This window comes from Microcella pacifica (assembly GCF_009371975.2).
GTDB classification, from domain to species: Bacteria; Actinomycetota; Actinomycetes; order Actinomycetales; family Microbacteriaceae; genus Microcella; species Microcella pacifica.
In genome coordinates, this window is the sequence record NZ_VIKT02000040.1 from 1 (window position 1) to 7420 (window position 7420).

At 66.9% G+C, this 7420-nt stretch carries 7 protein-coding genes; 5 read left to right on the forward strand and 2 right to left on the reverse strand.

Annotation, left to right across the window (positions count from 1 at the left end):
- Window positions 1–331: 331 nt before the first annotated feature.
- From FK219_RS13065 to FK219_RS13085, 5 genes are all read left to right on the forward strand, one after another.
- A complete protein-coding gene (locus tag FK219_RS13065) occupies window positions 332–1846 on the forward strand; it encodes a sugar ABC transporter ATP-binding protein (protein WP_328821701.1) in 1515 nt (504 codons plus the stop codon).
- On the forward strand, window positions 1846–2865 hold the full coding sequence (locus tag FK219_RS13070) for an ABC transporter permease (RefSeq protein ID WP_152584307.1): 1020 nt from the start codon (window positions 1846–1848) through the stop codon (window positions 2863–2865). Before FK219_RS13065 ends, FK219_RS13070 begins: the two co-directional genes overlap by 1 nt.
- Window positions 2862–3935, forward strand: coding sequence for an ABC transporter permease (locus FK219_RS13075; protein ID WP_165638153.1), 1074 nt, complete (start codon window positions 2862–2864; stop codon window positions 3933–3935). Before FK219_RS13070 ends, FK219_RS13075 begins: the two co-directional genes overlap by 4 nt.
- A 59-nt stretch (window positions 3936–3994) precedes the next feature.
- Window positions 3995–4996: a sugar ABC transporter substrate-binding protein gene (locus tag FK219_RS13080; protein WP_152584308.1), complete on the forward strand. Its 1002-nt coding sequence runs from the start codon at window positions 3995–3997 to the stop codon at window positions 4994–4996.
- 120 nt (window positions 4997–5116) lie between these two features.
- Window positions 5117–6406 (forward strand): M24 family metallopeptidase, encoded by a 1290-nt coding sequence (locus tag FK219_RS13085; RefSeq protein WP_152584309.1) that lies wholly within the window; start codon window positions 5117–5119, stop codon window positions 6404–6406.
- Between the two features lie 51 nt (window positions 6407–6457).
- On the opposite strand, the gene FK219_RS13090 is transcribed toward FK219_RS13085, so the two are convergent.
- Window positions 6458–6775, reverse strand: coding sequence for a hypothetical protein (locus tag FK219_RS13090; protein ID WP_152584310.1), 318 nt, complete (start codon window positions 6773–6775; stop codon window positions 6458–6460).
- 17 nt (window positions 6776–6792) lie between these two features.
- The gene (locus FK219_RS13095; protein ID WP_152584311.1) at window positions 6793–7194 is read right to left on the reverse strand and encodes a cupin domain-containing protein; all 402 of its coding nucleotides are present in this window, start codon (window positions 7192–7194) and stop codon (window positions 6793–6795) included.
- Between the last annotated feature and the right edge of the window lie 226 nt (window positions 7195–7420).

Sequence of the window (7420 nt, forward strand, 5' to 3'; positions counted from 1 at the left end):
ATGAGTACGGTGAGACACGAAGACCTCCGGTGGCGATCAGTGAGTGTGGTAACCCACATCGTTCCGGAGGTCTTCGCTCACCTCACCCGTTCACAACGTCCCGAGGAATTACACCTAGCTCGCCGGGCGCTGACCCTCTGTTGCTCTTGAGAGCACACTGAGAGGCTCCTTCGTGGTCACTGACCACTCTTCGCGCGTGATCGTGCGGCCTACGTTCTCCTAAGGATTACAGTCCGGTCACTTTCTGCCCAAGGGTGTACAAGGTGTGTTCTGTGTGTTTACACTGACGGAAGGACGACGACGTTCCCCCAACCAATGGAGGTTGACACCCGTGACGAGCGAGTCAGCGCAGACCGTGATCGAGGCATCCGGCATCGTCAAGCGATTCGGCGGAGCCGTCGCGGTCGATGACGTCAGCCTCTGCGTAGCCGAGGGCGAGATCCATGCCGTCGTCGGCGAGAACGGCGCAGGCAAGTCGACGCTCATGCGCATCCTCGCCGGCATCCTCACGCCCGACGCCGGTACGGTCACCGTCGGGGGCGCGACTCTCGAGGGCGGCGCCAAGTCGGCGATCGATGCCGGCATCGCGCTCGTGCACCAGGAGCTCAGCCTCGTACCCGAGATGACCGTGGCCGAGAACATCATGCTCGGGTCGCCTCCCACGGCCCTCGGCTTCACGAAGTCGAAGGAGCTCAAGCGCATCGCGGCCGCCGCGCTCGAGGAGATCGGCGTGAGCGTCGACCTCGACGAGCCCATCGCGCGCCTCTCCGTCTCGCTGCGCCAGTTCGTGGAGATCGCCCGCGCTGTCGCCCGCTCACCGCGCGTGCTCATCCTCGACGAGCCGACGGCCACCCTCACGCCCGCCGAGACGGACTACCTGCTGACGATGCTCCAGCGGCTCGCCGCGAAGGGCATGGCGATCATCTACATCTCGCACCGCATTCCCGAGGTCTTCAGCATCTGCACCGACGTGACGATCCTCCGCGATGGCAAGCTCGTCGAGACCACGGCCATCAGCGAGACGACCTCGAGCGCGGTCATCGACGCCATGGTCGGGCGCGAGCTCAAGCTCGATCTTCAGGTCACGCGCGAATCCCACCCCGGCGAGGTCGTCCTCTCCGCGACGGGAATCAGGGCCGTCGGTGTCCACGACGTCGACCTCACGGTGCGTGCAGGCGAGATCGTCGGCCTCGGCGGTCTGGTGGGTGCTGGCCGCACCGAGCTCGTGCGCGCGATCGTCGGCGCCGACCCGCGCTCCGCGGGCCAGGTCACGATGACGGTGGATGGCGTCACGACGACGATCGGCGGCTACCAGTCGGCTGTCAAGGCCGGCATCGGCTACGTGCCCGAGGAGCGCCGCACCGACGGCCTCGCCCTCACCATGACGGTCTCCGACAACGTCGCGCTGCCCAACCGGCGTGCGCTCTCCACGGCGGGCGTGCTCGCGTTCGGCGCGATCACGAAGTTCGTGCGCAACCTCGCCGACGTCGTCGGGCTGCGACCGCCGGAGATCCAGCGCGAGGTCGGGCAGTACTCCGGCGGCAACCAGCAGAAGGTCGTCATCGCGAAGTGGCTCGGGCGCAAGCCCAAGCTCATCATCCTGGACGAGCCGACGCGCGGCGTTGATGTCGGCGCGAAGGCCGAGATCCACCGCCTCGTGCGCGAGCTCGCCGACGAGGGTGCCGCGGTGCTCGTCGTGAGCTCGGACCTACCCGAGCTGCTCGAGCTCTCCGACGTGATCCACGTCGTGCGCGACGGACGCATCCAGGGCACGCTCCCGCGTGCCGAGGCCGACGAGAAGACCGTGATGTCCCTGGCATCCGGCGAGACGATGGTGAGTGCCTGATGGCGACGAAAGAGAGTCTGACCGAGGCGATCGCCGTGGCTGGGTCGCCCGCCAGCGGTGGCATCGAGAAGAAGAAATTCAGCCCGCTGCTGTGGATCGCCGAGAACGGCGTGATCGTGTTCACGATCGCGCTCATCCTCTTCGCGGTGATCTTCGTGAACGGTTTCGCGTCGCTGCCCAACATCACCGACGTCTTCTACCGCGCGGCCCCGATCGGCATCGTCGCGGTGGGCATGACCTTCGTCGTCATCAGCGCCAACTACCTCGACCTCTCGGTCGTCGCGCAGGTCGCCACGGCTGCCGTGATCATGATCGGCATCAGCAACGAGTACGGACTGCTGGCTGGCTTCGCTGTCGCGACACTCGTGGCGATGCTCTACGGCATCGTCAACGGCGTCGCGGTCGGCTTCTTCAAGGCCAACGCCGTCATCGTCACGCTGTCGACAACCTTCATCGGCCTCGGAGTGCTGCGCTGGCTCTCCGGCGGCAGCATCTTCTTCGGGCCCGAAGACGGCCCCATCCGCGCGTTCGGGCAGGCCAGTCTCGGCCCCGTGCCGGCATCCGCACTGCTGCTCATCGTGATCACCGTCATCCTCTGGTTCGTGCTCAACCGCACGACTTTCGGATTCGCCGTGCGCGCCTACGGCTCCAATAAGGAGGCGACCCGACTCGCCGGCGTCAACACGACGCTCGTCGTCATCGGCGCCTTCGTCATCACAGCGCTCGCCGCCATGATCGGGGGGTTCGCGCTCGCCGCCTTCTCCAACACCGCGGTCTCCTCGATGTCAGACGGCTATGAGTTCCGCGCGCTGGCGGCGATCATCATCGGCGGCACGAGCGTCTTCGGCGGCAAAGGCAGTGTGCTGCGCACGCTGCTCGGCGTCATCTTCGTGAGCGTTCTCACCAACATCCTCGTCCTCTCCGGTATCGGATTCGGATTCCAGCAGATGGCGATCGGAGCACTCATCGTGGTCGCGGTCTCTGTCGATGCTCTCGCGCGAAGGGCGGCCAAGAAATGAGCCAGCAGACCGACACCCCGCAGGGCGGCGGTGCACCCGAGGCGACGCCGCAGACCATGCAGCTCGGTGCGGCCCGCGGCGGATTCCTCAGCCAACTGCGGGTTACGCTCGCGCGGCGCACAGAGGGTCGCGGCCTGGCGCTCCTCACGGTCGTGGTCATCGCCGCCGCGATCCTCGAGCCCGTCGTGTTCACCTCCTACCAGGTTACCCTCGGGCGCGTCGCCCTCATCGGCCTCGTGGCGCTCGGCCTCACCGCCGTCATCCTCATGGGCGAGCTCGACCTCAGCGTGGCGAGCACTCTCGCGGTCTCGGGGGTCGTGATGGCGAGCATCCCCGATATCTGGCTCGGAGTTCTCGCCGCACTCGCCACCGGCCTCATCATCGGCGCCATCAACGCCTTCTTCGTCGTCGTCGTCGGCATCAACTCGTTCATCGCGACACTGGGCATGCTCTTCGCCCTGCGGGGGCTCGCGTTCGTGCTCTCCGATGAAGAGCCCGTGCGGCTGAGCAACATCGATGCGGGCATCGCCTTCGGCACGCCCCTGCTCGGCCCGCTCACTCCCCGCGTGCTGCTCTTCATCGCCGCCTTCATCGCCTTGCAGATCTTCCTCAGTCGGGTGAAGGCGGGGCGCGAGTTCTACGCGGTGGGCGGCAACCGCCAGGCCGCGATGGACGCCGGCATCCCGGTGCGGCGCCGCATCTTCACGGGCTTCATGATCTCCGGCTTCGTCGCCGCGCTCGCGGGCGTCATCAACACTCTCGAGCGCACCGCGGCCGACCCCACGGCGGGGTCGACGGTACTGCTCGCGAGTTTCGCCGCCGCGATCATCGGCGGTGTGCTGCTCAACGGCGGCCGCGGCTCCGTTCTCGGCACGCTCATCGGCGCCCTCGCCCTCGGAATCCTGCAGGTCTCTCTCACGCTCTCCGGCGTGCAGGTCGACATTCAGGACATCTTCATCGGTGTGATCCTGCTGCTCGCAGTCATCACCGATCCCGCAAATCTTCGCGCAGCTCTGGCCGGCGTTCGCTCGTCGTTCCGGAGCCGCGAGAAGGCTCAGACCCCGGTCTGAGCTTCGAGCCGCCGACCCCGGCGGTTCTCCCCCACCACACGAACGGAAAGAGGCAGACCATGCGAAACACTCGCATCACGACCTCCGTCGTCGGCCTGATGGCCGCCGCCGGGCTCGTGCTCTCCGGCTGCGCCACTGGCGACGCAGAAACCCCCGATGCTGGAGGCTCGGGCGAGGAGACCTTCGAGGTCTACGCGCTCCTGCCCCAGGGCACCGACCAGCCCTACGGCACCACGTACCTCCCGCCCTTCGAGGAGACGGCTGAGGAGCTCGGGCTCAACCTCACCATCACGAACTCGCAGTACGACGCCGACGCACAGGCGAGCGAGTGCGAGGTCGCGGTGGCCGCAGCGCCCGACCTCATCATCCTGTGGCCCGCCGTGGGCGACACCGTGCGTCCGTGCCTCGCCGCGGCCAGCGCTGCCGGCATTCCTGTGACGGTCACGAACTCCGACGTCAACCCGGAGGACAAGGACCTCACCGAGGCATACTCGGGCCCCGACACCTACGGTCAGGGCGTCTCCTCGGCCGAGATCATGTGTGATCTCGCCGACGGTGAAGAGATCGGCATCCTCGTCGTGAACGGCCTCACCGGCAACTCGACCGCGATCAACCGCAACGCTGGATTCGTGGACACGGTCGAGGCGAACTGCCCGAACGTCACGATCCTCGCCGAGCAGCCGGGCAACTGGAACAAGGACGACTCGCAGATCGCCGTCTCCGAGATGCTGACCGCGGTCGGCCCCGAGAACGTCGACGGAATCTACGCTGCTGACGACACCATGGTCGCCGGTGCGATCGACGCTCTCAAGGCGCGCGACATCGACCCGGAGCCGCTCTACATCACCTCGATCGGCAACACCTTCCTGGGCAACCCCCTGGTCGTGTCGGGCGAGCTGGACGGCACCGTCTTCCAGTCCTCGTCGTGGGACGGCGAGAACGCCGCGCGCCTCGCGCACGCCGTGCTCACGGGCGCCGACTACGAGGAGAACCTCTTCATGCCGAGCGTGAAGGTCACCGCCGAGAACGCGGACGACCCCTCGGTCGCCCCGGAGTGGTAGGAGCTCGGCACTCGGTCAACAGACCCTGAGTCGAACCCACGAGAGCCGGGGCGGGCGTATCAGCCACGCCCGTCCCGGCCTCACCACACCCCCACAGACTACTGTCAGGAGCTTTTCCTCATGCCCGCGAGCAGCGACACCCCGCAGCCCCTCGTCGACGCGTTGGACTTCGATCACCGCATGATCCCCGCGCACGGCCAGATGGGCGTCGACTACGAGCAGCGAGTCGACTTCACCCGACTGCGGGAGTATCGGCTGGGGCGCGCCATGCAGGCCCTCGAGGCGACCGAGTGCGGCGCCTTCCTGCTCTTCGACTTCTACAACATCCGCTACACGACCCAGACCTGGATCGGCGGGGCGCTCGGCGACAAGATGTCGCGCTACGCCCTGCTCGCCCGCGACGGCAAGCCGCACCTGTGGGACTTCGGCTCCGCCGCCAAGCACCACCGGCTCTTCGCTCCCTGGCTGCACGAGGGCCACAGCCACGCCGGCATGCTCGGCCTGCGCGGCGCGATCCACCCCGAGGTGGGTCTCATGAAGGAGGCCGTCACGACCATCAAGGGGCTCCTGCACGACGCGGGCCTGGACGGCATGCCCATCGGCGTCGACATCGTCGAGCCCGCCTTCCTCTTCGAGATGCAGCGCCAAGGCATCCAGGTCGTCGATATCCAGCAGGACATGCTGGGCGCGCGCTCCATCAAGAACGTCGACGAGATCATGCTGCTGAGTCAAGCGGCCGCGATGGTGGACGGCGTCTACCAGGACATCACGGATGCCCTCAAGCCCGGCATCCGCGAGAACGAGATCGTCGCCCTCGCCGCCAAGAAGCTCTACGAGCTGGGCAGCGACCAGGTGGAGGCCATCAATGCGGTCTCGGGCGAGCGATGCAACCCGCACCCCCACAACTTCACCGACCGGTTGATCCGGCCCGGCGACCAGGCCTTCTTCGACATCATCCACTCGTACAACGGCTACCGCACGTGCTACTACCGCACGTTCTCGGTCGGCAGCTCGACACCAGCGCAGCACGACGCCTACACGAAGGCTCGAGAGTGGATGGACGCCGCGATCGAGAAGGTCGGCGACGGTGTCGGCACCGACGAGGTCGCGACCCTGTGGCCGAAGGCGACCGACATCGGCATCGCCAACGAGATGGAAGGGTTCGGGCTGCAGTTCGGTCACGGGCTCGGGCTCGGCCTGCACGAGCGGCCGATCATCTCGCGCCTCAACTCGCTCAGCCACCCGGTCGAGATCCAAGCCGGCATGGTGTTCGCGCTCGAGACCTACTGCCCCGCCGCAGATGGCATCTCGGCCGCACGCATCGAGGAGGAGGTCGTCATCACGAAGACCGGCGCCCAGGTGCTCACCAAGTTCCCCGCGCAGGAGCTGTTCGTCGCCAACCCGTACTGAGCGGGTGACGCGGGCCGGGCGCCGGATCGCCCGGATCGCCGGTCGGCCGGATCAGCCGATCGTCATGGTGATCTGCAGCATGCGCATCCCGTCATCGCCCGCAACGATGTCGACGAAGCCGTCGAGCGGCAGAGCGATCGCGCTGTCCTTCTCGATGCGGAAGGCGCCCGTCTCGGGCGCTGTTGCGATGCCGGCGCCCGCCATGACGAAGAGCGCGTGCTCCTCGCCGGTAGACCGGGCGTGGAAGCTCTCTCCGCCGTCGAGGTCGACGACGCGGATGTCCTTCCACGGGCCGTCCATGATCTCGGTGATGCCGGTGTCGCGGGTCTCGAAGAGGTTGACGCGGGGGCTGGGGGTCGGCGTAGTCATGAGAGGCTCCTCGAGGTTCAGGTGGCGGAAGGCGAGTACTCGGGTAGGGCGTTGACGATCGCGGGCGGGAGCGCCTCGACGACGACGAACTCCAGCACCTCCGAGCCGGTGTTGACGATGCCGTGCTTGCCGTGCAGCGGCGTCATGATGAGGTCGCCGGGGCCCACCTCGAACTGCTCGTCGTTGTAGTGCATGAGACCGGTGCCGGCGATGATCACGTAGACCTCCTCGGTGCGGGAGTGCACGTGCATGCCGACGGCGGCGCCCGGATCGAGCCGGTTGTGCTCGAACGAATCCCAGTGGGCGTGCATCATGAGCCCGGTCACGAAGCGCTTCCAGCGCAAGCGGCCTCGACCGCCGTGAACGCCCATGATCTGGGATGGGGAGCCGGTGTCGGCGATGATGATGGGGTGCGCCATGGCGGTACTCTCCCTCGAGTGTGCTGTGGCAAAAGACGTTCGGCCCGGATCGGCGGTGAACGTCGCGTGTTTTCAGCCTAGTGTTCTCGTATAGTTGACACAAGGGACCGACGTGCCTCACGAAGAATGCCCGCGAGTGGGTTCCCGTGCCTCAGATAAGAATGCCCGCGAATGGCGGGCATTATCCGAGGTATGGGAAGCAGGTTGTCGATGGCTGCGCGAGCAG